22 protein-coding genes and 2 pseudogenes are annotated in these 25,308 nt (G+C 69.9%); 10 read left to right on the top strand and 14 right to left on the bottom strand.

The window, feature by feature from the left end:
* From CTP10_RS27920 to copD, 4 genes are read left to right on the top strand one after another with little or no spacing between them, the layout of a single operon-like run.
* Positions 1-1,869 carry a copper resistance system multicopper oxidase gene (locus CTP10_RS27920; RefSeq protein WP_116319401.1) on the top strand — a complete coding sequence of 623 codons (1,869 nt, stop codon included), beginning with the start codon at positions 1-3 and terminating at the stop codon, positions 1,867-1,869.
* Positions 1,869-2,888: a copper resistance protein B gene (locus CTP10_RS27915; protein WP_376790661.1), complete on the top strand. Its 1,020-nt coding sequence runs from the start codon at positions 1,869-1,871 to the stop codon at positions 2,886-2,888. Before CTP10_RS27920 ends, CTP10_RS27915 begins: the two co-directional genes overlap by 1 nt.
* Positions 2,889-2,929: 41 nt before the next feature.
* Positions 2,930-3,316, top strand: a complete 387-nt coding sequence (copC, locus tag CTP10_RS27910) for a copper homeostasis periplasmic binding protein CopC (protein ID WP_116319403.1) — start codon at positions 2,930-2,932, stop codon at positions 3,314-3,316.
* Between the two features lie 9 nt (positions 3,317-3,325).
* Positions 3,326-4,261 carry a copper homeostasis membrane protein CopD gene (gene copD, locus CTP10_RS27905; protein ID WP_116319404.1) on the top strand — a complete coding sequence of 312 codons (936 nt, stop codon included), beginning with the start codon at positions 3,326-3,328 and terminating at the stop codon, positions 4,259-4,261.
* Between the two features lie 100 nt (positions 4,262-4,361).
* On the opposite strand, the gene CTP10_RS27900 is transcribed toward copD, so the two are convergent.
* The 3 genes from CTP10_RS27900 to CTP10_RS27890 form a co-directional block, all read right to left on the bottom strand.
* Positions 4,362-4,874, bottom strand: a complete 513-nt coding sequence (locus tag CTP10_RS27900) for a DUF6644 family protein (protein WP_116319405.1) — start codon at positions 4,872-4,874, stop codon at positions 4,362-4,364.
* A gap of 15 nt (positions 4,875-4,889) precedes the next feature.
* Entirely contained in the window at positions 4,890-5,252 is a 363-nt protein-coding gene (locus CTP10_RS27895; protein WP_116319406.1) for a DUF6152 family protein, read from the bottom strand.
* A gap of 94 nt (positions 5,253-5,346) precedes the next feature.
* Positions 5,347-6,672: a tetratricopeptide repeat protein gene (locus CTP10_RS27890; protein WP_116319407.1), complete on the bottom strand. Its 1,326-nt coding sequence runs from the start codon at positions 6,670-6,672 to the stop codon at positions 5,347-5,349.
* A gap of 221 nt (positions 6,673-6,893) precedes the next feature.
* Between CTP10_RS27890 and CTP10_RS27885 the strand changes: the two genes are divergently transcribed.
* On the top strand, positions 6,894-7,334 hold the full coding sequence (locus CTP10_RS27885; protein WP_116319408.1) for an FKBP-type peptidyl-prolyl cis-trans isomerase: 441 nt from the start codon (positions 6,894-6,896) through the stop codon (positions 7,332-7,334).
* A gap of 19 nt (positions 7,335-7,353) precedes the next feature.
* Here the strand turns inward: CTP10_RS27885 and CTP10_RS27880 are convergent, their stop codons facing one another.
* Both CTP10_RS27880 and CTP10_RS27875 read right to left on the bottom strand, forming a co-directional pair.
* Positions 7,354-8,154, bottom strand: coding sequence for an MlaA family lipoprotein (locus tag CTP10_RS27880; RefSeq protein WP_116319409.1), 801 nt, complete (start codon positions 8,152-8,154; stop codon positions 7,354-7,356).
* A gap of 32 nt (positions 8,155-8,186) precedes the next feature.
* Positions 8,187-10,829 carry an MMPL family transporter gene (locus tag CTP10_RS27875; RefSeq protein ID WP_116319410.1) on the bottom strand — a complete coding sequence of 881 codons (2,643 nt, stop codon included), beginning with the start codon at positions 10,827-10,829 and terminating at the stop codon, positions 8,187-8,189.
* Between the two features lie 195 nt (positions 10,830-11,024).
* Here CTP10_RS27875 and CTP10_RS27870 point away from each other — a divergent pair, with 195 nt between their 5' ends.
* Positions 11,025-11,660, top strand: a complete 636-nt coding sequence (locus CTP10_RS27870; protein WP_116319411.1) for an MlaC/ttg2D family ABC transporter substrate-binding protein — start codon at positions 11,025-11,027, stop codon at positions 11,658-11,660.
* Here CTP10_RS27870 and CTP10_RS27865 read toward each other — a convergent pair.
* From CTP10_RS27865 to ispH, 3 genes and pseudogenes are all read right to left on the bottom strand, one after another.
* Positions 11,657-12,157, bottom strand: a pseudogene (locus tag CTP10_RS27865) (lysylphosphatidylglycerol synthase domain-containing protein); the annotation flags it as partial. The gene CTP10_RS27870 and the pseudogene CTP10_RS27865 overlap by 4 nt on opposite strands.
* 63 nt (positions 12,158-12,220) lie before the next feature.
* Positions 12,221-13,402, bottom strand: a complete 1,182-nt coding sequence (gene hpnH, locus CTP10_RS27860; protein ID WP_116319412.1) for an adenosyl-hopene transferase HpnH — start codon at positions 13,400-13,402, stop codon at positions 12,221-12,223.
* 18 nt (positions 13,403-13,420) lie between these two features.
* On the bottom strand, positions 13,421-14,446 hold the full coding sequence (gene ispH, locus CTP10_RS27855; protein WP_116319413.1) for a 4-hydroxy-3-methylbut-2-enyl diphosphate reductase: 1,026 nt from the start codon (positions 14,444-14,446) through the stop codon (positions 13,421-13,423).
* A 234-nt stretch (positions 14,447-14,680) separates the two neighbouring features.
* Between ispH and hpnA the strand changes: the two genes are divergently transcribed.
* A complete protein-coding gene (gene hpnA / locus CTP10_RS27850; RefSeq protein WP_116319414.1) occupies positions 14,681-15,685 on the top strand; it encodes a hopanoid-associated sugar epimerase in 1,005 nt (334 codons plus the stop codon).
* Positions 15,686-15,750: 65 nt separating this feature from the next.
* Here the strand turns inward: hpnA and CTP10_RS27845 are convergent, their stop codons facing one another.
* From CTP10_RS27845 to CTP10_RS27830, 4 genes and pseudogenes are all read right to left on the bottom strand, one after another.
* Complete coding sequence (locus CTP10_RS27845; RefSeq protein WP_116319415.1) at positions 15,751-16,899, bottom strand: glycosyltransferase; 1,149 nt, start codon at positions 16,897-16,899, stop codon at positions 15,751-15,753.
* Between the two features lie 2 nt (positions 16,900-16,901).
* Positions 16,902-17,039: a hypothetical protein gene (locus tag CTP10_RS27840; RefSeq protein ID WP_158577667.1), complete on the bottom strand. Its 138-nt coding sequence runs from the start codon at positions 17,037-17,039 to the stop codon at positions 16,902-16,904.
* Between the two features lie 83 nt (positions 17,040-17,122).
* On the bottom strand, positions 17,123-18,502 hold the full coding sequence (locus CTP10_RS27835) for an amino acid permease (RefSeq protein WP_116319416.1): 1,380 nt from the start codon (positions 18,500-18,502) through the stop codon (positions 17,123-17,125).
* A gap of 580 nt (positions 18,503-19,082) precedes the next feature.
* Positions 19,083-19,508: pseudogene (locus CTP10_RS27830) on the bottom strand (outer membrane protein assembly factor BamB family protein); the annotation flags it as partial.
* A gap of 175 nt (positions 19,509-19,683) precedes the next feature.
* On the opposite strand from CTP10_RS27830, the gene CTP10_RS27825 reads away from it, so the two are divergent.
* On the top strand, positions 19,684-20,445 hold the full coding sequence (locus CTP10_RS27825; protein ID WP_116319417.1) for an NADPH-dependent F420 reductase: 762 nt from the start codon (positions 19,684-19,686) through the stop codon (positions 20,443-20,445).
* Between the two features lie 20 nt (positions 20,446-20,465).
* Here the strand turns inward: CTP10_RS27825 and CTP10_RS27820 are convergent, their stop codons facing one another.
* Both CTP10_RS27820 and CTP10_RS27815 read right to left on the bottom strand, forming a co-directional pair.
* On the bottom strand, positions 20,466-21,239 hold the full coding sequence (locus CTP10_RS27820; protein ID WP_116319418.1) for an AraC family transcriptional regulator: 774 nt from the start codon (positions 21,237-21,239) through the stop codon (positions 20,466-20,468).
* Positions 21,223-22,152 (bottom strand): DMT family transporter, encoded by a 930-nt coding sequence (locus CTP10_RS27815; protein ID WP_116319419.1) that lies wholly within the window; start codon positions 22,150-22,152, stop codon positions 21,223-21,225. The genes CTP10_RS27820 and CTP10_RS27815 overlap by 17 nt, the downstream gene beginning before the upstream one ends.
* Positions 22,153-22,335: 183 nt before the next feature.
* Between CTP10_RS27815 and CTP10_RS27810 the strand changes: the two genes are divergently transcribed.
* On the top strand, positions 22,336-23,955 hold the full coding sequence (locus CTP10_RS27810) for a DUF1800 domain-containing protein (RefSeq protein WP_116319420.1): 1,620 nt from the start codon (positions 22,336-22,338) through the stop codon (positions 23,953-23,955).
* A gap of 22 nt (positions 23,956-23,977) precedes the next feature.
* A complete protein-coding gene (locus CTP10_RS27805; RefSeq protein WP_116319421.1) occupies positions 23,978-25,303 on the top strand; it encodes a DUF1501 domain-containing protein in 1,326 nt (441 codons plus the stop codon).
* Positions 25,304-25,308 lie beyond the last annotated feature (5 nt).

Raw genomic sequence — 25,308 nt, 5'->3', positions numbered from 1 at the left:
ATGCGACGCCACCGCTCTACGGGCCTCCTGCTGCCCACGCCCCCCGACCTGCCACGTCGGCGCTTCGTGCAGGGATTGGTGGCCGGCGGCGTGGTCGCCGGGCTGTCGGGGTTTGGCGGCGCCAGCGCCCTGGCCAGCGCACCCGGCCCCGCCACCGCCGCTGCCGGGACCGCGCCGGTGCTGCGCGGCACTGAATTCGACCTCGTGATCGGCGAGTCGCTGGTCAATTTCACCGGCAAGCCGATGGTGGCCACCACCATCAATGGCATGCTGCCGGGCCCGACGCTGCGCTGGCGCGAGGGCGATACCGTCACCATCCGCGTCACCAACCGGCTGCGCGAGCCGACCTCGATCCACTGGCACGGCATCATCCTGCCGTTCGGGATGGATGGCGTGCCCGGCATCAGCTTTGCCGGCATCGCCCCGGGCGAGACCTTTACCTATCGCTTCGAGGTCGCGCAGCAGGGCAGCTACTGGTACCACTCGCACTCGGGCTTCCAGGAGATGACCGGCGTCTACGGCGGCATCGTCATCGATCCGGCCGAGGGCCGCGCGCACGGGCACGCTGACCGCGACTACACCGTGCTGCTGTCCGACTGGACCGACGAAGACCCGATGAGGGTGCTGACCAAGCTCAAGGTGCAAAGCGACTACTACAACTACAACCAGCCCACCGCCGTCGATTTCTTCCGCGACGCGGCGCGCGACGGGCTGAAGCCGGCGCTAGACAAGCGCCGCATGTGGAACCAGATGCGGATGAGCCCGACCGATCTGGCGGACCTGTCGGGCGCCACGCTGACCTACCTGACCAACGGCGTCACGCCGGCCGGCAACTGGACCGGGCTGTTCCGCCGTGGCGAGACCGTGCGGCTGCGCTTTATCAACGGCTCGGGCAATACCTTCTATGACGTGCGCATCCCCGGCCTGAAGCTGCGCGTGGTGCAGGCCGACGGGCAGGACCTGGAGCCGGTCACCGTCGACGAGTTCCGCTTCGGTCCCGGCGAGACCTGCGACGTCGTGGTCGCGCCGCAGGAGGACGCCTACACCCTCTTCGCGCAGGCAATGGACCGCACCGGCTATGCGCGCGGCACGCTGGCAGTGCGCGAAGGACTGTCCGCGCCAGTGCCCGCGCCGGACAAGCCGGAATGGCTGAGCATGACCGACATGATGGGCGACATGGGTGGCATGGGCCACGGCGGCATGCATGGCATGGCGGCGATGGACCATGGCGCCATGCCCGGCATGGACCACAGCCAGCACGGCATGGACCACAGCCAGCACGGCATGGACCACAGCAAGCACGGCATGGCGGCGATGGCCGCCGAGCCTTCGCTCAACATGCCGGGCAAGGTCGCGCGCCATGCCCGCACCGAGTACGGCGCCAGCACCGACATGCGCGTCGACATGGCGCGCACCAACCTCGACGATCCCGGCATCGGCCTGCGCAACAACGGCAGGCGCGTGCTGACGCTGGCCGACCAGCACACCGTCGGCGGGCCGATGGATCCGCGCGGCGCGGGCCGCGAAGTCGAACTGCACCTGACCGGCAACATGGAGCGCTACTCGTGGTCGTTCGACGGCGTGGAGTTCGGCAAGTCGACGCCAATCTATTTCAAGTACGGAGAACGGCTGCGCGTGATCCTGCACAACGACACCATGATGACCCACCCCATGCACCTGCACGGCATGTGGAGCGAACTGGAAGCGCCGGACGGCAGCTTCCAGGCGCGGCGCCACACTATCCCCGTGCAGCCGGCGCAGCGCATCAGCTTCCTGGTTACCGCCGATGCGCTGGGACGCTGGGCCTGGCATTGCCACCTGATGATGCATATGGATGCGGGCATGTTCCGCGAAGTGGTGGTGGCGTGATGACGGCAATGAAGACCCCCCGCTCGCTGGCCAGGCCGGCCGGCCGCATCGCTGCCGCCGTGCTGGCATTGGCCGCGATGGGCGCCGCGTCGGCGCAGCAGGATCCGCACGTGCACGGCCAACAGGGGCATGGTGTGCCGGCGCAGGATGCTTCCGCGATGCAAGGCATGGAGCCAATGCAGCCGATGGAACGGATGCAGCCGATGCAGCCGATGGAGCCGATGGAACCCATGCAACCCTCCGGCGCAATGGATCACGGCGACATGAAGATGCAGGGCGGCAGCGCTCCGGCCGATGCGCGCGATCCGCACGCGTATTCCGGTGGCTACCAGCTCGGCGTCGGCCAGTACGCGCTGGCCGACAAGCGCCAGCTGGTGATGGCCGACGAGCACCTGTTCGCATCGGTGCTGGTCGACCGCCTGGAGTGGGCCCATGCCAGCGGTGAAAATGCCGCGGCCTACGAGGTCCAGGCGTGGTTCGGCAACAGCTACGACAAGCTGGTGCTGAAGGCCGAAGGCGAGGCGGCAAAGGGCAGGATGCATGACGCCCGCACCGAACTGCTGTGGGGCCACGCCGTGGCCAGCTACTGGGACACCCAGCTGGGCCTGCGCAACGATGCCGGCAGCGGCCGCCCCGCGCGCAACTGGCTGGCGTTCGGCATCCAGGGGCTGGCGCCGTACTGGTTCGAGGTCGATGCCACGGCCTATGTCGGCACCAGCGGCCGCACCGCGCTGCGGCTTGCCGCCGAGTACGAACTGCTGCTGACGCAGCGCCTGATCCTGCAGCCGCGCATCGAAGCCAACCTGTATGGCAAGAACGATCCCGAGACCGGCATCGGCAGCGGCCTGTCCAGCGGCACCGTGGGCGTGCGCCTGCGCTATGAGTTCAGCCGACAGTTCGCGCCGTATATCGGCGTCGAGCGCTACCAGGCCTTTGGCAACACGGCGGACATGATCCGCACGGCCGGCGGCCGTGCCGGCGAGACGCGTTTCGTGGCCGGCGTGCGCCTGTGGTTCTGAGCGGCCACGCCTACTTTCCCTTTCCAACTCGGAGCAGACCCATGTCCACCAAGCGCCCCCTGATCGCCTGCCTTGCCGCCGTGGCCGCCGCGCTGGCCAGCAGTGCAGCCCTCGCCCATCCGAAGCTGGTCACGTCCTCGCCCGCCGACAAGGCCGAAGTGGCCGCGCCGCAGAAGATCGAGCTGACCTTCTCGGAAGACCTCGTCACGCAGTTTTCCGCCGCCAACCTGGTGATGACCGGCATGCCCGGCATGGCCAGCCACGCACCGATGAAAATGGCAGCCCGTGTGTCCGCCAGCAGCGACCCCAAGGCCATGGTGATCACGCCGTCGCAGCCGCTGCCTGCGGGCAGCTATCGCGTCGACTGGCGCGCCGTGTCGGCCGACACGCATCCCGTTACCGGCAATTTCTCCTTCACCGTCAAGTGATGGCGGGCCATGGACTGGCTAGCCGTTGCGCTGCGCCTGGCGCTCTACGTCGACCTGGGCCTGGCGTTCGGGCTGCCGCTGTTCTGCCTGAGCGCGCTGCGGCGCGATGAACACGCTGCGCGGTTCGCCGCGCAATGCCGTGCCATGGCGCTGGGTTGCGCGCTGGCCGGCATCGTGCTGTCGCTTGCTGCGCTGGCCGTGATGGCCAGATCGATGAGCGGCGCGCAGACATACGCCGCGCTGGAGCGCGAGGTCTTCGGCATGATCGTGACCGGCACGGCGTACGGCGTGGCGTGGTCGGTGCGGGTCGCCGCGCTGGTGCTGTGCCTGCCAGGGGTGCTGGCGTTGCGCGCGCGGCCCGCGGCGCAGGCAGTATTGCTGGCGGCGCTGTCGGCGGTGGCGCTGGCATCGCTGCCCTGGGGCGGCCACGGCGCGATGAGCGAGGGCATTGGACATTACGTGCACCTGGCCGCCGACGCGGCGCACTTGCTTGCGGCGGGCGCCTGGGCCGGCGCGCTGGCCGCCTTCGTGCTGATGTCGCGGACACGGCCGGGATCCGATCCCGCGGTGCTGGCGCTGCTCAGTCGCACGGCCAAGGGCTTTGCCCGTATCGGCACCGGCATTGTCCTCACGCTGGTGCTGACCGGCGCGGTGAACTACGGCTTCGTCATCGGTCCGGCGCTGCCGGACATGTCGGCAACTGCGTACGGCGGCTTGCTGGCGGCCAAGCTCGCGTTGTTCCTGGGGATGCTGGCGCTGGCCGCTGCCAACCGCTTCCGCCATGCGCCAAGGCTGGAGCAGGCCTTGCGCACAGGAGGGCAGCCAGCCATGGCGGCGCGCGCGCTGCGGCGCAGCGTGGCGCTGGAGGCGGCGGCGGGGACCGCGGTGCTGGCGCTGGTCGCGATGCTGGGCATGCTGTCGCCCGTACCGGGACAAGCGGGCTGACCGGCGGACGCTTTTTCGTCCGGTTGCAGACCGTGGCCAGGGCGCCACCGGAGACAACGGTGGTGCCGTTACCGCGCCAGCCGGCGCGCGGGGCCACCCCTCACACATAGGCGATCAGCCGCCCGGCACAGATCACCAGCGCCCACATCACCACCGACACGATCGCACTGATGCGCGCGCCGGCCGGCGGCGCGCGCTCCACGTCCCAGCCGAGCCGGCTGTCATGCAGCCGCCGGTATGGCACGGTATGGAACCACGCGACGTTGAGCAGCGCCAGCGCGACCAGGCACAGCTTGGCGAGGAAAGCGGGATTGGTGGCCAGTTCGTCCGCATGCGCCAGGAACAGCAGCACGCCGCTGGCGGCGACGGCGACGAAGGCCGCTACCGTGAACGGCAGTGCATGGCGCAGCAGCAGGCTGACCGGCAGCCGGCGCCCGAGCCCGGCCAGGCGCATGTCGACCACGACGATGGAGCCGAACAGCAGCGCCATGCCGGCGAGGTGGACGATCTCCACTGCCGGGTAGGCCCACGCGGAGGAGCGCAGCGCGGCAGCGAACGGCAGCCGCGCCAGGCCGGCGGCCCATTCGCTCCATTGCGCCAGCAGTGCCGCCATGGCGCGCGCGGTGGCTCAGCGCAGCTCGACGGTCTTGCCGTCCACGGTGATGCGCTCGGCGCGCAACTCGTCGGCCTTTTCCTTGCTGGCGTAGCCGACCAGCGTGACCTCGCGGCCCACGGCGACCTTGTCAGCGGTGGCGCCGCGCGCTTCCATGCGCGACACCGGCGCGAGGATGGCCAGCCAGCGCTTGCCGCCCGCATCGATGCGGATATGCGCGTGCGGGTTCTCGTAGTGGCTCTCGACGATCTTGCCGGTCAGCGTCAGGGGTTTGGTCTCGTCGTAGGTCGACCAGCCGTGGTGGGCCAGGGCGGGCACGGCGGCCAGCGCCAGCGTGGCGCTGGCGGCAAGGATCAGCGAGCGGAAGCGGGTCGGCATGGGGCGGTCTCCGGTCAGGTGCTGGGTCGGGTGCGTGATCAGGTGCAGTATAGGCGGCGCGGGCCTGCCTCGCAGACCCGCGTCATGGCGCACACTACGGCCGGCAGCTGTCCGCGCGCTGCACCAGCCGGTGCAGGCTCGGGCTCATGGGCTTGAGCGCGCCACGCTCGGCGGTCAGCGCGATGGCCAGGTTGCGGCGGCCGGCACGCAGCGCTGACTCGATCAGGGTCAGGCCGATCACGTCGCGCTGCGCATGGCTGCCGCCGAAGCGATGGGCGATCAGCCGCACCGGCAGCAGCAGGTCGATTGCGCTGGCGTAGTCGCGCTGTTCGAACGCGATCAGCGCATCGGCGACCGGCAGGCCCACGTCGCGCGACATCATGGCGTTGGTGCCGTTGCCCAGCGCCGCACGCTCCAGCGCGGCGCGGAGCTGGTCCACGGCCGCTGGCCGGTGCGCGCCCAGGCTCGCCATCACGGCGTGGACGTCGTTGAAGGCGTAGTAGCCGGCCGCGCCGCGGCCGAGCCAGTCATCCGCCACGGGCTGCCAGCGCGTGCCTACGTCGATGCCGCGCAGGTGCAGCCGCCACAGCAGCGCGGAGGCATCCACCAGGTCCAGCGCGATCGCCGGCGCCGGGCGGCTGATCTCGCGGTCGTACAGCGCCAGCACGTCGTCGGTGCGGCCGGCTTCGAGCTGGAACAACGCCAGGTGCCACCAGTTGTGCACGGCCAGCATGTTGTCCTCGGACCAGTCGTCGCGGCGCCCATCCAGCCAGGCGATGCCCTCGTCCAGCCGGCCCTGCATCTCCATCACGTGCGCCACGGCATGCACGGCCCATGGATCGCGCGGGTTCAGTTCGAGCGCGCGCCGGCCGCTTTCCTCGGCGCGGCCGTAGAGCTGGGTTTCCTCCAGCCCGAAGGCATGCATGCCAAGCAGGTAGCCGTAGCCCGGCATGCCGTCGTCCCAGTGCGGCAGCGCCTGCGAGACCCGGTCGCGCAGCATTGACGATTGCCCCAGCAGGAAGTCGCCCAGGTGTGCCACCTGGATTGCCAGCAGGTCGCGTGGATAGTCGATCACGATGTCGCCGTACATGCGCAGCGAGCGGTCGAACTCGCCGTCCAGCCAGGCACGCGCGGCGGCGAGGTGACGCTGCTCGCGGTCGTTCAGCCCGGCCAGCGCCTCGCCGGCTTCCACGCTGTCGCGCAGCATGGGCTCGGCGGTGCCGTCGCCGGCGGTCAGCATCAGGCCGGCGCGCAAGGCATGGCCCATGCCGAAGCCAGGGTCGGCTTCGAGCGCGACGTCGATGACGCCGAGCGGGTCGCCGTAGTAGCCGTTCAGCAAGCGCAGGGCCGTCTCGTACAACTCGACCGAGCGGGCGTTTTGGGTGGAGACCGCGAGATCCCTTGAGTCCGTCAATGCCATGGCATTCTCCATGCGGCCCGGCCGACGCCGGGACTCTCTGGAATCATCGTAGACCGCAAAACGGTGCATGCAACGGGACCCGTGTCGCAATCCGCCGCATACGCCGCATACGCCGCATGGCGCGGGCCGCCTGTGCGCCATCGGGCGCTGGCGGGCAAAGCGGGACGCCGGCCTAAGTTACACTGCCGCATCCCAATCACGACAACACGACGGCCTTTCCCATGAAAACTCTCGCGCTTTTTGTCGGTTCCCTGACCCTCGCCTGCGCCGCTGCCTCTGCCATGGCGGCGGGTCCGGCGGCTTCCGCGCCCGCCGTTGCGGCGGCGCCGCAGACGCTGGCCTCGGGCATGACCATCCAGCACCTGGTCAAGGGCACCGGCGCCTCGCCCAAGGCCACCGATACGGTGCAGGTCCACTACCGCGGCACGCTCGCCGACGGCACCGAGTTCGACAGCTCGTACAAGCGCGGCCAGCCGATCTCGTTCCCGCTCAACCGCGTGATCCCGTGCTGGACCGAAGGCGTGCAGGCGATGCAGGTGGGCGGCAAGGCCAAGCTGACCTGCCCGGCCTCGACCGCCTACGGCGCGCGCGGCGTGCCGGGCACGATCCCGCCGAACGCGACGCTGACGTTCGAGGTGGTGCTGCTGGGTATCGGCAGCTGACCGGAGCAGGGGCGCCGCTTCAGCGCGGCGCCTCCGGCTGCGTGGGGACCGGTGTTGCGGCAGGTGCTGACGGCACGGCCGGCTCGCTGTCCTCGTCCTCGTCGCCGTAGTCGGGCAGCGCGGTGTTTTCGCCCAGCAGGTAGCGCCTGCGCTGCAGGTACGCGTCGCGCACGAATGAGTACTTGTCCAGCGCCGCCAGTGCCAGCAGGTCGGTCGCGCCCAGCAGGTTGGTGCGCACGTCGACCACGTTGGCGCCAAACAGCGAATTCCGTACCGCGGGTTCGGCATAGGTGATGGGATCGAACTGGAAATTCACATACAGGCCCACGCCGTCGCGAAACGAGCTGGGCCCGAACAGCGGCAGCACCAGGTACGGCCCCGACGGCACGCCCCACGTGCCCAGCGTCAGCCCGAAATCCTGCGAACGCTTTTCCAGCCCGGCCGGCGTGGCGATATCGATCAGCCCGCCCAGCCCGAGCACGGAATTGACCGCGACCCGCATGAAGCTTTCGGCCGCGGCCACGCCCTTGCCCTGCAGCAGGTTGTTGGCGAAGTTGCCCACGTCGGCGAGATTCGAAAAGAAGTTGGTGACGGCGGTGCGTACCGGCTCCGGCGTGACCGCCTTGTAGCCCTGCGCGACCGGCTTGGCCACGTACTGGTCGAGCTTGTCGTTGACCGTGAACACGGCGCGGTTCATCGGTTCGAGCGGATCGTCGGGGTTGGCCTGCGGGCCGGTGGCGCAGCCGGCGAGCAGTGTCGCGGCAGCGGCAGCGGTGGCAAGCGACAAGGCAGGCGAACGCGGGCGGGTGTGTGAACGCATCGTCAGGGGAAGGCGCGGCAAGTCGTGAAGGCTCAGGGGGAAGGCGCGGCGGATTTGTCGTGGCCGGGATGCGCCTCTTCGCGCGGGCGGCCCATCAGGATCGGCTGGAAGAACACCGCGCCCACCAGCGTGCACGCCAGCGCCAGCGCCAGCAGCTTGCCCATGCTGGCAGTGCCGGGATGGTGCGACAGCCACAGGCTGCCGAACGCGGTGGCGGTGGTGGCGGCGCTGTACAGCACCGCATGGGTCAGGCTCGATTGCAGCAGCTTGGTCTTGCCATGCCGCCAGGCGATCACGTAGTAGATCTTGAAGGCCACGCCGATGCCCAGCAGCAGCGGCAGCGCGATCACGTTGGCAAAGTTCAGCGCAATGCCGAACACCACGCACAGCTCCAGCGTGACGATGGCCGACACCAGCAGCGGCACCAGCGTGCGCAGCACGTCGCCGAAGCGGCGCAGCGTGATCCACAGCAGCAGCGTGATCGACAGCACCGCCCAGGCGCCGGCCTGCCCGAACGCCGTCATGATGGTGTCGGCCGAACCGCGCACGGCGATGGGCCCGCCGGTGGCGGCAGGCTCCACATGCTGCACCGCGGCGATAAAGCGGTCCAGCGCGACCTCGCGCTGCGCGCTGCCGGCCGGCGGCAGCTTCGGGCTGACCCTGACCAGCGCGCGGCCATCGGGTGTGACCCAGTCGCGCACCAGTTCCGGCGGCAGCGTTTCGCGGCTGACCGGCTGCGGGCCGAGCGCGAGCCTGAGCCGGGCCAGCGCCAGCTGCAGCGGCAGCGCGATGGCGCGTTCGGCGCGGTCGCGCGTGGCCGCGTTGGCGCCGGCGAGTTTCTTCAGCGTGGCCGACAGGTGCGCGGCTTCGGCCGCGCCGGGGCCGGGATGCTCGTCGGCGGCGATGGCGAGCTGGCGCGCCGCATAGCGCAGCGCATTGACGCGGGCGGTGTCGTTCGCGGGGGTGGCGGTGGGTTGCGTGAGCGCGGGCATCAGCGCGGCCGACGCCTGCGCGATTGCCTGCAGCTTGGGCGGCTGGTCGTCGGGGATGAAGCTCTGCAGCGTGACCGCGCGCGCCACCTCCGGCAAGGCCACGAGCCGGGCGGCGCTGTCGCGCGCCGCCTGCAGCGACGGCGCCAGCACGCTCACGTCCTCGGTGCCGGCCTGCGGCGCGTCCTGCAGCGCCAGCAGCGTCGCCATCGATTCGGATTGCGGGTCTTTCAGGTGCAGCGGGTCGAAATCGAAGCGCAATTGCGGCAGCAGCGGTGCGCCGGCGAGGATGGCCAGCAGCGTCACCAGCAGCACCGGCTTGCGGTAGCGCTCGAAGAACAGGTCCGCCGGCGCCAGCCAGGCAAAGCCGGGCGCCTCGGCTTCGCCGCCGGGCCGCAGCACGCAGATCAGCGCCGGCAGCAGCGTGAAGGTGGTGGCGAACGCGACCATCATGCCGACGCCGGCGATCAGGCCCAGTTCGGCCACGCCGCGGTAATCGGTCGGCAGGAAGCAGAAGAACGCCGCCGCGGTCGCGGCCGCGGCCAGCGCCAGCGGCGCGCCGACCGCGTCAGCGGCCATTCCCAGCGCCTCGACCACGTGGTCGCGGTCATGGCGCTCGGCGCGGTAGCGCACGCCGAACTGGATGCCGAAGTCCACGCCGAGGCCGACGAACAGCACGGCGAACGCCACCGAGATCATGTTCAGCGCGCCCACCATGGCCAGCCCCAGCGCCGCGGTGATCAGCAGCCCGGCGAACAGGCTTGCCAGCACGGCCACGATCAGCCGCGCCGAACGCAGCGCCAGCCACAGGATCAGCACCACCACCAGCACGGTCAGCACGCCGTTGAGCACGGCGCCTTCGCTGACCGAGGCAAATTCATCGTCGGCCAGCGCCTGCGGACCGGTCAGCCGTACCGTGGCCTGGTAGCGCTGTGCCAGCTGCAGGTCGGCGGCCGCCTGCCGGATCGCGCGCGAGGCCGCGGCGCCGGCCTGGAGGTCGCTGTAGTCGAGCACCGGGCTGACGGCGACGTAACTGTAGGCATGGCCGTCCGGGCCGGGCCTGAAGCTGTCGTCGACCAGTCCGGCCCACGACAGCGCCGCGGGCTTGCCGGCCAGAACCTGGTCCAGTGTTCGCGCGCTGCTGCCGAGCAGCTTCGCCATGTCGCCAAGCTTGACCTGGCCCATCTGCAGCGGCAGCGTCAGCGTGGTGGTGAGGGTATCGGAGAGGCCGCGCAGCGTGGGGTCGTGCGCCAGCGCACTGACCAGCGGGCGCGCCTGCACGAGTTGCTGCGACAGCTGGCGGACTTCGTCGGGACTGGCGAACAGCAGCCCGTTGCGCGCGAAGAACGCCCCCCCGCCAGGCTGGCTGACCGCGGTGAAGCGCGCCGGCTGGCGGCGCAGCGCCTCGGCCAGCGCATCGGCGGCGGCATCGGCCAGCTCCGCCGCGGGCGCCTGGACCACCGCCAGGCTCAGTTGGCTGCGCTGCGGGAAGGCGGCATCGATGGCCGCATTGCGTTGCGCCCACGGCGCGTCTAGATCAAGCAGGCGGCCGATGTCTGTGTTGATCGCAAAGTTGCGCGCCACGTAGACGCCGCTGGCCGCACTCAGTACTGCCGCCAGCATGATGACCCGCCAGGGCCAGGTCGTGGCGAGCCGGACGATGCGTGTCAGCAGCGAAGTCAGCATGGGCGTATCCGGAAGGAGCACGAACCGCGAGTATATCGGCTGGCGGCGTGGTGTATGCGGCATGCGGCGTGCGGGGCGGCGTGGGCCCGCAGCGTTCCGCTATACTGGCCGCGCACCTGCCAACTGCACCTGCCAACTGCGCCTGACAGCCATGCGCCACAGGCGCGGCCACACTGTCCTTACTGCACGAGATCCATGAAGAGCTACGGTTTGCTTCCCCTGGTGCCGATTGCGGCGGTGGTCATGGTTGCGACGGCGCATGCCCAGGCGGTCCAGCCCGGCGCCAGCCCCGAGAAGCTGGTGCAGGCGGCGGTCGAAGGCGTGGTCGGCACGATCCAGTCCAACCCCGACACGCGCGCCGGCGACCTCGGCAAGATCACCGCGGTCGTGCGCAAGGAGTTCCTGCCTTATGCCGATTTCCAGCGCACCACGCGGCTGGCGGTCGGCAGCGCCTGGCGCAGCGCGACGCCCGAGCAGCAGAAGCAGCTCTACGAGCAGTTCGAGACGCTGCTGGTGCGCAGCTACGCGGTATCGCTGGCGCAGTTGCGCGAGCAGAACGTCAGGTTCCGCTACCAGCCGTCCAAGGCCGGCAGCGGCGCCACCGACGTGGTGGTGCAGACGCGCGTGATCAGCAACGCCGACGAGATGCAGATCGACTACCGGCTGCAGCGCACCGCCGCCGGCTGGCGCATCTATGACATCAACATGATGGGCGCGTGGCTGATCGAGGTGTACCGCAAGCAGTTCGCCGATATCGTCGCGCGCGGCGGCGTGGACGGGCTGGTGAACTACCTGACCACGCATAACGCCCGGCAGAACGCAGCCAGCTAGGCGTTCTCCGCCTCGCGTGCACAGCCGCGGCGCCAGCGCCGCAACTCCACCCACTGCCATGACAGCAACGCCGGCACGCCGAACAGGATCTCGCGCGCGCGCTTGACCAGCGCCAGCGCCAGCGAGACCTGCGCATCCATCCCCAGCGCCTGCCCCAGCAGCATCACTACCGCTTCCTGCACGCCCAGTCCCGCCGGCACGAACAACGCCACGTTGCGTGCGGCCTGCGTCAGGGATTCGATCGCCAGTGCGTGCCAGAGCGGCACCGGATGGCCCAGCAGCATCAGCGCCAGCCAGACTTCAAGCGTGCCCGTGACCAGCCCGGCGAGCTGCCACAACACGGCGCGCACCAGCTTGCTGCGGCGGTGGTTGAGCGCGCGGATATGGGCGTCGGGCAGTGCGCCGTCGATCATGGCCACCACGCGGTTGTCTGCGCCGAACAGGCGGCGTGCCGCGCCTTCCAGCTTTTCGAAGACCGCCGCGGCCAGCGCATAGGCGGCCGACACGCAGGTCAGCACAGCGCCGGTCAGGATGGCGGCGAGCGTGGCGAGGCCCCGGGATCAGTGCGTGCCGGCGCCGTTGGCCTCGGCTGCCTGCCGGGCCGTACGGGCCTGATTGGCGGGCGGCTTCGCGCGCTGGATCTCCTCAAGCTTGATCTCGACATGGCGCGAGAACACGTATTCGGCCGGCCGCTGCTTGTCCAGCGCGATGTCCGGCGCCATCGGCCCGCTGGTGCGCACGCCGCGCAGGCTGACGCCCAGCGCCTTGAGCGGATGGGCGAAGGTGTCCGCCACCGCGGTGGCCTCATAGCCGCTGTGCACCATGCAGTCGGCGCACTTCTCGTAGTTGCCGGTGCCGTAGGCGTCCCAGTCGGTCTCGTCCATCAGCTCTCGGAAGGTCTTGGCATAACCCTCGCCGACCAGGTAGCACGGCCGCTGCCAGCCGAATACCGTGCGCGCCGGGTTGCCCCACGGCGTGCAGTGGTAGGTCTGGTTGCCGGCCAGGAAGTCCAGGAACAGCGCCGACTGGCTGAAGGCCCAGTTCTTGCCGGCACGGCCGCGGCCGAGGATGTCGCGGAACAGCTGCCGGGTCTTGCCGCGGTTCAGGAAATGCTGCTGGTCGGGCGCGCGCTCATAGGCATAGCCCGGCGACACGGTGATGCCGTCCACGCCCAGCGCCTTGACGGAGTCGAAGAAGCTGGCCACGCGCTCGGGCTCGGCGTCATTGAACAGTGTGCAGTTGATATTGACGCGGAAGCCGCGTTCCTTGGCCTGCCGGATCGCCGCCACGGCACGGTCATAGACGCCTTCCTGGCATACCGAGCGGTCGTGCATCTCGCGGTCGCCGTCCAGGTGCACCGACCAGATGAAGTACGGGCTGGGCTGGTACTGGTCCAGCTTCTTCTCCATCAGCAGCGCGTTGGTGCACAGGTAGACAAAGCGGCGCCGGGCGATGATGCCCTGAACGATCTCCGGCATGTCCTTGTGCAGCAGCGGCTCGCCACCGGCGATCGAGACCACCGGCGCGCCGCATTCGTCGACCGCGTCCAGGCATTCCTGCACCGACAGGCGCTGGTTCAGGATGGGATCGGGATAGTCGATCTTGCCGCAGCCCGAGCAGGCCAGGTTGCAGCGGAACAGCGGCTCCAGCATCAGCGCGAGCGGATACCGTTTCTGCCGCGACAGATGCTTGCCGACAATGTAGGCGCCCACGCGGGCGACCTGCAGGAGCGGAATGGCCAAGGCTTCCTCCGGTTAAGTTCAGCCGGCGATATTCTCGTTGGTGCCGGCAGCGGCGGGCGCGGTGGCGGAGTCGGTGCGGGCGGCGGCTTTGGCAGCCTTGCGCGGCGCGGCGGACTGCCTGACGTCGGCCAGTTCGGCGGGCAGGCGGAATTCGGCATGCTCTTCGCGCCCCGCCATGGTGTTGACCTCGACCGGGCCCAGCTTGCGCAACGCGCCGATCACGTCCTCGACCATTTCCTCGGGCGCCGAGGCGCCGGCGGTGATACCGACCACGCTGGCATCGCGGACCCAGGCCGGGTCCAGTTCGCTGCCGTCGGCGATCAGGTAACTGGGCACGCCGCTTTCAGTGCCGATCTCGCGCAGGCGGTTGGAGTTTGAGCTGTTGGTCGCGCCAATCACCAGGATGACGTCGGCCAGCTTGCACAGGTCGCGCACCGCGCTCTGGCGGTTCTGCGTGGCGTAGCAGATATCGCGCGTGTCGGGGCCCACCAGGTTGCTGAAGCGGGCGGCGAGCGCGGCGATGATATTGCGGGTGTCGTCCACGCTGAGCGTGGTCTGCGTGACGTAGGCAACCGGCGTGTCGGCCGGCAGGTCGAGCTGCTCCACCTCGGCCTCGTTCTGCACCAGGATCACCTTGCCCGGGATCTGGCCCATGGTGCCTTCCACCTCGGGGTGGCCGGCGTGGCCGATCAGGATCACGGTGCGGCCGCTGGCAGCGTACTGGCGGCCCTGGGTGTGGACCTTGATCACCAGCGGACAGGTGGCGTCGATGGCATGCAGCTGGCGCTGGCTGGCATCGGCGACGACCGCGCGGGACACGCCGTGCGCGCTGAAGATGGTCACGGCGCCGGTAGGGACTTCGTCGAGGTCTTCGACGAAACGCGCGCCTTTTTCCTTCAGTCCCTCTACTACGTGCTTGTTATGCACAATCTCATGCCGCACGAACACCGGCGCGCCGTGCTTGACGAGGGCGCGGTCGACGATCTCGATCGCGCGCACCACGCCGGCACAGAAGCCGCGGGGCTGAGCCAGAATCACCTGCATAGAGTAGACCCCCTGACCCTTTGCAACGGGTTTCAGCAATTAGGATGGCAGAATTTGTGATTCCGGGGCCGGCGCCGCACCGGAGATTCATCAGGATCACATTTCCGTCGCACGATGGTTACTATATACCCGACACGCGCGCTTTGTCTGGCAGCGCCGCGCCCGGGCGGGCCGGACGGCGAGCGCGGGCGCGCCGCCTTCGCGGCGCTTGTGCCACACCGGGAAAACGGCGTTATGACGAGAAACGATGACGTGCTGGTGACAGGAGCCTCGGGTTTCCTCGGGTCGGCGGTAGCGCGGCAAGCGCTGGCGCGGGGTTTCAGCGTGCGCGTGCTGGTACGCCCGCAGAGTCCGCGCACCAACCTGGCGGACCTGCCGGTGACGCTGGCCGAAGGCGACATGCGCGACGCCGCCGCCGTGGCCGCCGCGCTGCAGGGCGTGCGCTACCTGTTCCACGTTGCCGCCGATTACCGGCTGTGGGCGCCCGATCCGGAGGAGATCGTACGCACCAACGTCGATGGCACGCTGGCGGTGATGGAGGCCGCGCAGCGCGCCGGAGTCGAGCGCGTGGTCTATACCAGCAGCGTTGCCACGCTGCGCGTCGCCGGCGCGCAGGCGCCGGTGGACGAGACTGCGGCGATGCAGCCGCACGAGGCCATCGGCGCCTACAAGCGCAGCAAGGTGCTGGCCGAGCGCGTGGTCGAACGGCTGGTGGCCGAGCGCGGCCTGCCGGCGGTGATCGTCAACCCGTCGACGCCGATCGGCCCGCGCGACGTGCGGCCCACGCCGACCGGCCGCATCATCGTCGAGGCGGCGACCGGCAAGATCCCGGCCTTTGTCGATACCGGACTAAACCTGGCGCATGTGGACGATGTCGCCGAGGGGCATTTCCTGGCGCTGGAGCACGGGCGCACCGGCGAGCGCTACATCCTGGGCGGCGACGACGTAATGCTGCAGCAGATGCTGCGCGATATCGCCGAGCTGTGCGGGCGGCGCCCGCCCACCATGCAACTGCCGCGCTGGCCGCTGTATCCGCTGGCGCATGCGGCGGAGGCCGCGGCGCGGGTGACCGGGAAGGAGCCGTTCATCACGGTCGACGGACTCAATATGTCCCGGTACCGGATGTTCTTTACGTCGGCGAAGGCGAGCCAGCAGCTGGGTTACGCGCCGCGCGCCTACCGCGAAGGGCTGCGCGATGCGCTGGCGTGGTTTCGCACGCAGGGGTATCTCGGCAAGTGAGTTGCAAGTGAGCGGCAAATGAGCGGCAAATGAGCGGCAAATGAGCGGCAAATGAGCGGCACGGCTCAGGACCGCACCGGCGCCTGCGCCCGTCCCTTCCACTGCCCGCCGCGCCGCAGCCAGTAGCGCCGCGCCGAATCGATGGTCGCGCCCAGGTAGAACAAGGCCGTCAGCGGCAGCAGCGGTGCCAGCCATGCCGGCTGGCGGTACTCGCGCAGCATCGGGAGGTAGGCAAAGGCCATCGCGCCCCACGCCAGCCACGCCGGCCACAGCCGCCAGCCGCCGGCCAGCGCCAGCACCGGCGGCGCCAGGTAGGCCAGCGTCATGCCTGCCACCGCGCCCGCCAGCAACAGCGGTGAATAGCGCAGCTGCGTATAGGCGCTGCGCGCGATCATGTCCCACAGGCTGCGCCAGTCGTCATAGGGGCGCAGCGACAGGCTGTCGTCGGCCAGGTCCAGCCGGATCGCGCCGCCGGGCTTGATGCGCGCCGCCAGGCTGCAGTCGTCGATCAGTTCGCCGCGGATCGCGGCAAAGCCGCCGATGCGCGCCAGCGCCGAGCGCCGGGCCAGCATGCAGCCGCCCGCCGCGGCAGCCACGCGCGAGCGCGGGTCGCGCACGCGGGCAAACGGGTAGAGCTTGGCGAAGAAAAACACGAACGCGGGCACGACCAGCCGCTCCCACGCCGATTCGCAGCGCAGCCGCACCATCAGCGAGACCAGGTCGCGCCGTTCGTGCTCCGCGCGCGCCACCAGCGCGGCCAGCACGCCAGGGCCGTGCCAGATGTCGGCATCGGTCAGCCAGGCGAAGCGGGCCTGCGGGGCGATGCGGTCGGCTTCGGCCAGCCCCTCGGCCTGGGCCCAGACCTTGCCGCTCCAGCCGGGGGGCAGCTCGCGCGCGTTGATCACCGACAGCGCCTGCGGGCGCGTGGTAGTCGCGGCGGCGGCGCGGGCGAGGTCGGCGGTGCCGTCCTGGCTGTGGTCGTCGACCACCACCAGCGTGAGCCGCCCCGGGTAGCGCTGGCCGAGCACGCCCGCCACCGCGGGCGCGATCACCTCGGACTCGTTGCGGGCCGGGATGATGGCGACCACCTCCGGCCATTGCGCCGGCGCCGGTGCGGCGGCCGGCCTGTGCACGCGCCAGAAGCCGGCGCGCAGGCACAGCAGCCCGCTCCAGACCGCCAGCGTCAGCAGTGACAGCGCCAGCATGATAGCCATGGCTACTTCACGAAGCGGCGCGCCAGCCGGGCCAGCCGCGGCACGGTTTCCGGGCGCAGCGGGCGCGCGTCGGCGTCAGCCGCGCTATTGCGTGGCGGCGCGGGTGGCGGTGCGGTAAAGGTCTCAAACGTCCCGGACATTCGGCCCCCTGGCGATGGATTGCCCGGGGGGCATTGTAGCGAGGCGCGCCGTCACGCGCACCCCGCCCGCGGTTGCGGCAGCGTCAGGCGCGGTAGCTGACCGGTCCGCGCGAGCGCATGTCCAGCGCGTAGTAGCAGACCGTCAGCAGCACCAGCCAGCCCGGGCCCACGTACAGCGCCACACGGGTTTCCGGGAAGTACGCCATCAGGGCTACCACCAGCGCCAGGAACGCCAGCGCGATGTAAGAGCCATACGGCCAGAACGGCATGCGGAAGGCCAGCGCCTTGCGCTCGGCCGCCGACAGGCTGCGGCGGAAGTTGATCTGCGTGACCAGGATGATGGCCCAGGTCCAGACCGCGCCGAAGGTGGAGATGGCGGTCACCCAGACGAACACTTTTTCCGGCACCAGGTAGTTGAGCAGCACGCCGCACAGCAGCGCGGCGATCGACACCAGCAGCGCGCGGCGCGGCACGCCGTTGCGGTCGACCCTGGCGAAAGCCGCCGGCGCCTGGCCCTGCTGCGCGAGGTTGTACAGCATGCGCCCGGTGCTGAAAATGCCGCCGTTGCATGACGACAGCGCCGCGGTCAGCACCACGAAGTTGATGATGCCGGCGGCAGTCTTGATGCCCAGGCGCTCGAAGGTCAGCACGAAGGGGCTGCCTTGCGCGCCGATCTCGTTCCACGGGTACAGCGCCAGGATCACGAACAGCGCGCCCACGTAGAAGATCAGGATGCGCCAGAACACCGAGTTGATCGCGTCCGGGATCGACTTCTTCGGGTTGCGCGCCTCGCCGGCGGTCAGGCCGATCATCTCCACGCCCAGGTAGGCGAACATCACCATCTGCAGCGACATCAGCACGCCCGAGGCGCCGTTGGGCATGAAGCCGCCGTGCGCCCACAGGTTGGAGATGCCGGTGGCGACGCCGCCATTGCCGAAGCCGAACACGATCATCGCGCCGCCGCCGAACAGCATCAGCACGATGGTTACGATCTTGATCATGGCGAACCAGAACTCGAACTCGCCATAGGCCTTGACCGCCATCAGGTTGACCGAGCCCATCGCGGCCAGCGCGGCCAGCGCCCAGATCCAGCGCGGCACGTCGGGGAACCACATGCCCATGTAGATGGCGACGGCGGTGATCTCCGCGACGCAGGTCACCAGCCACAGGAACCAGTAGTTCCAGCCGGTCAGGTAGCCCGCCAGCGGGCCCATGTGGTCTTGCGCGTAGCGGCAGAAGGAGCCTGCCACGGGGTTGTGCACGGCCATCTCGCCCAGCGCGCGCATGATCAGGAAGATCATCGCGCCGCCAATCAGGTAGGCCAGCATGATGGCGGGGCCGGCCATCTTGATGGCATTGCCGGCGCCCAGGAACAGGCCCACGCCGATGGCCGAACCCAGCGCCATCAGCCGGATATGGCGTTCGCCCAGGCCGCGTTGCAGATGCTCTGCGCTTGCACTCATCTCTCGTTGTCTCCGTATGGTCAGAATGGCCGCGCCGGCCCTTGTGGGGCTGGCGGGCGAAGCAAATTCTCGCGTTCGCGACGGGGCTTTCGCCGGGGCGGCAGCACGTCACGCCGCGCAGTCCGCGTGCGCCGGTGAAGCATCGACCTTCAGGGGATGCGCGGCACTGAGGGGCCGCAAACGGAAAATAGCGGGCAGGTTAATGAGATCGCGGGGGCATTTGTTGCTGAATTCCCGGGGAAATCCAGAAAACATTGCTCGGCGTGCCGGGATAGTCGCTTATTGCGCAACGCCGTGCCGGGCGCTGCGTGGCCTCTGGCCGGGAGGCATTCCGGTGGCCGGTAGGACATGCAGCCTAATTCAGGCCGGTAATGTGGTTGGCGATGTTCCTGATGTCGTCGTCGCTCAGGTTGCGCGACACGCTGGTCATATTCCCCGCGTCGTTCGTACGGCGCCTGGCCCGGAAATCCTCCAGCTGCTTGACGATATACGCGTAGTGCTGCCCGGCTACCCGGGGGATTTGATCGGTGTGCCTGGCATTCTCCGATCGCCTGTCTGTGGACCTATTGCACCGCGAAGACAAGATGCTGTTGCCGCGCTTGAAGTCCAGTTGCGTGTTGCCGCCGGCTGCCACGGCAATGTACTGCTTGCCGCCGACGGTATAGGACACCGGCGGCGAATTGACGCCAGCGCCGCACTGGAACTGCCACAGCAGCTTGCCGTTGGCCGCGTCGAACGCCTTGAACAGGCCGTTGCCTTCGCCGGTAAAGACGAGCCCGCCGGCCGTGGCCAGCACGCCGCCGATCAGCGGCTGCTCGGTCTTGTAGTCCCACGCCACCTTGCCGCTATCGATATTGACCGCCGACAGCTTGCCCCACTGCTGCTCGCCCGGGATGACCTTGAAGGCGCCGCCCAGCCACAGCTTGCCGCCCGGATAGGGCACGTCTTCCCCCTGATACGTCATTGGCTGATGCAGGTTGGCGGCATAGGCAAGGCGCGTCTTTGGGGACTTCTTGGCGTGGCGCAACCTAAACTAGTCCAGCGCGCGGGCAGTGCCAAGGGCGATTGCCCGGCAGGCCATTTTTTCGCCTAGAGTTCCTTGGGCGGCTGGTGTGCGGCAGGAGATGCTGCGTAGTGTGCATGGTGGTCGCGCTGGCAAGCAGTCATCCTGGGAGCGCGCGATGCAAGAGCCGGCCAATGTCTTCGATCCCGAACGGCGCCGCATGCTGCGAGCGGGGGCACTGGCAATGCTGGGGTTGAGCGTCCCGCCGTTGAGCGCCTGTGCCCAGAAGCCGGCCGCCGCCCCGAACACGGGCCCGGCGCGCATCGGCGTGATCGGCTCCGGGCGCATTGGCGGCACCGTCGGCGGGCTCTGGGTCAAGGCGGGGCATCCGGTCCTGTTCTCGTCGCGGCATCCAGAATCACTCAAGCCGCTGGTCGATGGCCTCGGCCCGCTGGCGCGGGCGGGGACGGTCGCCGAGGCAATCGCCTTTGCCGACGTGCTGTTCCTCGCCACCCCTTACAGCGCCTTGCCGCAACTCAGCCAGGAGAATGCCGGGGCATGGTCGGGCAAGATCGTGCTGGATGCCACCAATGCCATTGCCCAGCGCGACGGCGCGATTGCCGATGAAGCGCAGCGCAACGGCATTGGCATCACCACGGCGAAATACCTGCGCGGGGCACGCGTGGTGAGGGCGTTCAACTTCATGGGCGCGACCAACTTCGCCAATGAACATCACCGGCCCGGCGGCCTGATCGCCGTGCCGATCGCCGGTGACGATCAGGCGGCGCTGCAGGTGGCGGCGCAGTTGGTGCGCGATGCCGGGTTTGAGCCGGTGGTGGTAGGGCCGCTGGCCAGCGCGGACAAGTTTGCGCCGGGTGGGCCATTGTTCCGGCAGATCGGTACTGCCGAAGAATTCCGCAGGAAGATGAGCGGGCAGTAGCGCCGAGTCGCGCGTGCCGTTCAGCGCCGTCGATCGTGCAAGGCCGCCGCGCGCCATGCGCCGGGCGGTTGCCCGAAGCGCCGCGTAAAGCTGCGCGTAAAGGTGGTCTGGTCCGGATAGCCCGACGCCAGCGCAATCTCAGCCAGCGGCAGCGTGGTCTGCGACAGCAGCTGCACCGCGCGGTCAAGCCGCAGCCGGGTCTGGTACCGGTGCGGCGTATCGCCGAAGGCCTCGGCGAAGAGGGTCTGGAAGCGGCGCACGCTCCAGCCGAAATGCCCGGCCACCTCGGCCACCCGCAATGGCTCGGACAGGTTGGCGCGCAGGTAGGCATCGACGGCCATCAGCGGGAAGACATGCTGGTCGGCTGGCATGCCCAGGCTCTCGGCCAGCGCCGCTGCCAGCGTCGCGGCGAGCTGCCAGTCGGTATGCGGGCCGCGCGCGGCCGCGGCGGCGCGCCACGCCGCCAGCGCGCGCACGCGGCTGCCGAAGGCGCCGTCCAGCGCAAAGGTGCGGGGGCGTGCCATCAGCCTTGCCGGCAGCGCCACCGACTGCGCCGGGAAGTCCGCGACCAGCTGCAGGTTGCCGTCGAAACCCAGAAATTCATGGTGGCTGCCGGCCGGCACGATCAGCCCGGTGTGCGCGTCGACGCGGTACGCATGGCCATCGATCTCCAGCTCGGTCGCGCCCGCCAGCCCGAACAGCAACTGGTGGTGGCGGTGCTGGTGGCCGTCGGGCTGGTCGCGGTAGCGGCGGTGCTCGACCAGCGGCGCGGGGGCTTCAGCGCGCTTCGGCATGCCGCGGCCTGCCCTGTGTCTGGCACAGCCACACGCCCGCGCCGGCCACCGCCATGCCGAGCGCCTGCAGCGCATTCAGTCCCTGGCCGAACAGCAGCCACGCCTGCACTGCCGCCAGCGGCGGTGCCAGGAACATCAGCGCCGCGGCGTTGGCCGCCTGCCCGTGCCGTACCAGGCTGACCAGCAGCCACGTGCCGGCGCCGGAAAGCCCAAGCCCGGCCCACGCCAGCGCGGCCCAGAGCACCGCGCCGCCTTGCCAGTGCAGCGGGCCGCCGGCGCTTTCGGTCGCGACCATGACGCCGGCTACCAGCATGGCGCCCAGGTTCTGCCACGCCGAGCTGGCGCGCAGGTCGCAGGCGGCGATCGCGGATTTCTGCAACAGGGTTCCCATGGTGATCGAAACAATGGCCAGCACGCCCAGCAGCACGATCCACGGCGAGACCGGCTGCACGCCGGCCTGCATCGCCGGGGCCACGACCAGCGCGACGCCCAGCGCACCCAGCGCCAGGCCCTGCCAGGTCCGCCTGGAAGGTAGCTCTTTCAGCAGTGGAATGGCAAGCAGCGCGGTCAGCAGCGGCTGCAGCGCGCCCAGCAGCGCCATGATCGCCGGCGGCAGGCCTTGCGCCACGGCGCCGTAGCCGGCACACAGGTAGACGCCCTGCATCAGCGCGCCGGCCAGCAGGTGGCGCGGCGCCTCGCGCAGCGGTGGCCAGGCAGCGCCGGCGGCCAGCGTCCACGCCACGAACATCAGCCCGGCCACGGCAAAGCGCGCGAGCAGGAAGAGGCTGGTATCGGCCAGCGGTACGATGGCCTTGCCGACGATAAAACCGGTGGACCAGACCAGCACGAAGGCGAGGCTGGGCAGCCTGGCTGGGGCGGGGAAGGCGGGAGCGGGGAAGGCGGGGCGCGACATGACAGCAAACGGAAAAGACAAAGCGCAAGGCTAGCCAGGCGCGCCGGGGCTGTCTTGGCAATTCCGGCAATGCCGCCGGTTCCGGCCCTGAAAGCGCTGATAACACTCCCGCGGTGCAGGGGTGTCAACGGAACCGCGCTTGGCACGTAACATCGACAGGTCGGCCATGACAAGGAGGTGGGCATGGATGCGGCGCAACAGGCGCAACACGCGCAACACGCGCAACACGCGCAACAGGCAAGACATGGCACGGTGCGGCGGCCGCGGCTGGCGTGGCGCGCCGCCCCGGCGCTGGCGCTGGCCGCGTGTGTTGGCGCCTGTGCCCAGCTACCAGCCGCCGGCAGCGACAGCGCGGCCGACCTGCACTGGCTCAACACCGTCAGCTTTGGCGCCGACCAGGCCAGCCTGGCCGAGCTGCGCCGCCTGGGGCGCGCGGCCTACCTGGAGCGCCAGCTGGCCATGCCGCTTGCCGACCCGCCGGAACTGGCCGCCGCCATCGCCGCGCTGCCAGCGCTGCAAGGCGATCCCGGCGCACCGCTGCAGGCCGCACGGCAGTCGCGCGAGCGCATCGAGGCGCTGCCCGACGAAGACAGCAAGCAGCAGGCCCGCCAGGCCCTGAACGCACAGGGCCGCGAGCTGGTGGCCGACACCGCGCGGCGCCACCTGCTGCGGGCGCTGTACTCGCCGGCGCAGCTGCGCGAACAGATGACGTGGTTCTGGATGAATCACTTCAGTGTTTATTCGGGCAAGGGGCAGGTGCGCTGGCTGCTGCCCGACTATGAGGAACGCGCGATCCGCCCCCATTCGCTGGGGCGTTTCCGCGACCTGCTGATGGCCACCGTCACCGCGCCGGCGATGCTGCTCTACCTGGACAACGCGCAGAGCAGCGCCAACCGCATCAACGAGAACTACGCGCGCGAGCTGATGGAGCTGCATACGCTGGGCGTGGCGGGCGGCCCCAGCGGCTCGCGCTACACCCAGCAGGATGTGCAGGAGCTGGCGCGCGTGCTGACCGGTGTCGGCGTCAACCTGCGCGGCACGCCGCCGCGGCTGCCGCCCGCGCGTGCGGCGCTGTACCGCAGCGACGGTGCGTTCGAGTTCAATCCGGTGCGGCATGACTTCGGCGCCAAGACGCTGCTGGGGCAGCGCATCGAGCCGGCCGGGTTTGATGAAGTCGAGCGCGCCGTGACGATCCTGTCGCGCGAGCCGGCCACGGCGCGCTTTATCAGCGCCAGGCTGGCTGCGTACTTCATCGCCGACAACCCGCCGCCCGCGCTGGTCGAGCGCATGGCCCAGGCCTTCACCCGCACCGACGGCGACATTGCTGCCGTACTGCGCACCATGTTGCTGGCACCCGAGCTGGACCGGCTGCCGGCGTCATCCCCGCGCAAGTTCAAGGATCCGATGGTCTACGTGGTGTCGTCGCTGCGGCTGGCCTACGAAGGCCGGCCCGTTACCAACCTGCGCCCGGTGCTGACCTGGCTGAACCAGCTGGGCGAGCCGCTGTACGGCCACGTAACACCCGACGGCTATCCCGCGGCGGAAAGCGCGTGGGCCAGTTCCGGGCAGATGGTGCGGCGCTTCGAGATCGCGCGCGTGATCGGCTCGGGGCCGGCGGGGTTGTTCGCCGGGGATGGGGGCATGCCGCGCGGCGCGCGCTTCCCGGTGATCGGCAACAAGCTTTACTACAACAGCATCGAAGCCACGCTCGGTCCGGCCACGCGCGCCGCGCTGGCGCAGGCGGCCTCGCAGGCGGAGTGGAATACCGTGCTGCTCAGTTCGCCCGAATGGATGCAGCGCTGACGCGCGCGGGACGGGGTCCGGTATGCAACGCAGACAATGGCTGAAGACGATGGGCGGCGCCGCACTGGCGTGGGCGCTGCCCGCCACGGTTTCGCGCGTCTACGCGCTGCCGGGCCAGGCCGACGCCCGCTTCCTGCTGGTGTTCCTGCGCGGCGGCTATGACGCTGCCAGCGTGCTGGTGCCGAGCGGCAGCGACTTCTACTATGCGGCACGCCCCAGTATCGCGATCCGGCGACCGCCCGCCGCCGGCGCGGACACCGACCCGGGCGCCGCCGTCGCGCTGGCGCCGGCCTTCGCCGCAGACAGCGCCGCGCGCGGCATCGGCGAATGGGCGCTGCACCCCGCACTGGCGCCGACCATGCTGCCGCTGTGGCAGCGCGGGCAGTTGGCCTTCGTGCCGTTTGCCGGCACCCATGACCTGTCGCGCAGCCATTTCGAGACCCAGGACACCATCGAGTCAGGCCTGCCGGGCGCTGGCGTTGATCCACACAACCGCAGCCAGCTCGCCGCGCTGCGCGGCAGCGGCTTCCTCAACCGCCTGGCGCAGGCCATGGGCGGCCAGGCCGCGCCGGTGGCCTTCACCGACGGCCTGCCGATGGTGCTGTCGGGGCCGCGCGACGTGCCCAACGTCTCGCTCAGGGGCAGCGGCCGCACCCCGTTCGACGCGCGCCAGGAACAACTGCTGGCGCAGATGTACCGCGGCACGCGTTTCGAGTCGCTGATCGACGAAGGCTTCGAACTGCGCCAGGCGGTGGCGCGCCAGGCAGAAGCCACCGCAGGTGACATGGCCGGCGGCAACATGGCCGAGCGCCCGCAGGAGATGCAGGCCGCCAACCGCCGCTCGCTCAGCGCGCGCGGCTTCGAGGTCGAGGCGCGGCGCATGGCGGGGCTGATGCGAGACCGCTTCAACCTTGGCTTTATCGACGTCGGCGGCTGGGATACCCATGTCAACCAGGGCGCGGCGCAGGGGCAGCTCGCCGGCCTGCTCGACAACCTCGGCCGCGGCCTGTCCGCTTTCGCCGACGGCATGGGTCCGGCATGGCGCCAGACTACCGTGTTGGTGCTGTCGGAATTCGGCCGCACCTTCCGCGAGAACGGCACCCGCGGCACCGACCATGGCCACGGCACGGCCTACTGGGTGGCTGGCGGAGCGGTGCGCGGTGGCCGCATCGCGGGCGAGCAGGTCGCGGTGGAGCGCGCGGCGCTGAACCAGGATCGGGACTGGCCGGTGCGCAATGAGTATCGTGCGGTGCTGGGCGGGCTGTTCCAGCGGCTGTATGGGCTGGATACGGCGCGGCTGGCGCAGGTGTTTCCGGGGGTGCCCGGGCGCGATCTGGGGCTGGTCTAGCAAGC

The sequence above is a fragment of the Cupriavidus sp. P-10 genome (genome assembly GCF_003402535.2).
In the GTDB taxonomy this organism is placed as follows: domain Bacteria; phylum Pseudomonadota; class Gammaproteobacteria; order Burkholderiales; family Burkholderiaceae; genus Cupriavidus.
Note: the sequence above shows the minus strand (reverse complement) of the source record. Positions and strands in the feature narration are given on the sequence as shown.